Raw genomic sequence first — 721 nt, 5'->3', positions numbered from 1 at the left:
CGCGCGAGACCGCGCCCGCGTGCGACTTCGACAACGTGCACCGATTTCACTTCTGCCGTACCATCGGGTAGCGTCTTCAACGCGCCGCAGCCCAAGGCGCGGCCCTCTTCGAAAAGACCCCAGAAGCGGATGCCGTCACCCGACAAGGCCTCGGGCCCCATGGTGTGGTTGCTTTCCGCCGGACCCGCTTGTTCGCTATGGGCAAAATGCGCCTCAATCACAGGGCGCAAGGCATCCGACGTGGGGTCGGCCAAACGAATTTCGATCATTCAGTGCGTCCAGGGACTGCGACGGTCCGTTGCGAAATTCTCGCCATATCCGCGCGGACGCAGATTGGGCTTGCGCTTGTGCGGCTCGCTGACCTGCACGTCGATACCATTGTCCTTGGCGTAATCCAGCGCCTCTTCCTTGGTATCGAATTTCAGGCGCACCTGGGTCTGGGTGTCATCGGATGAGGTCCAGCCCATCAGCGGATCAACTTCACGCGAGGACGCAGGCGCATACTCCAAAACCCACTTGCGGGTTTTGGCCATGCCCGAGGTCATCGCATTCCGCGAAGGCTGATATATCCGTGCGCGCATCTCGCCTCTCCGTGCTCACTTGGCTGGCTATGTTTATGCGTCACAGCATCCATTCGGACAAGTCCGCAATTGTCGCAATTGCGTGCAATGGAAATGCCCCCTTGAACCGGAACAAAAACAGATCAAAATCAGGCGCGAAA

At 59.1% G+C, this 721-nt stretch carries 2 protein-coding genes; both read right to left on the bottom strand.

Annotation, left to right across the window (positions count from 1 at the left end):
- A partial coding sequence (locus ACR0E6_RS22265; protein ID WP_480587460.1) for a GNAT family N-acetyltransferase occupies window positions 1-269 on the bottom strand: 269 nt, incomplete at its 3' end.
- The gene (locus ACR0E6_RS22260; protein ID WP_170378795.1) at window positions 270-581 is read right to left on the bottom strand and encodes an ETC complex I subunit; all 312 of its coding nucleotides are present in this window, start codon (window positions 579-581) and stop codon (window positions 270-272) included.
- Between the last annotated feature and the right edge of the window lie 140 nt (window positions 582-721).

It is taken from the genome of Ruegeria sp. AP12 (assembly GCF_056540025.1).
The sequence above is the reverse complement of the archived record's forward strand: the minus strand, read 5'-3'. Positions and strand labels throughout refer to the sequence as shown.

Coding starts and splice junctions, on each gene's coding strand:
- ACR0E6_RS22260 (WP_170378795.1), bottom strand. CDS start 581: ATGCGCGCACGGATATATCAGCCTTCGCGGAATGCGATGACCTCGGGC.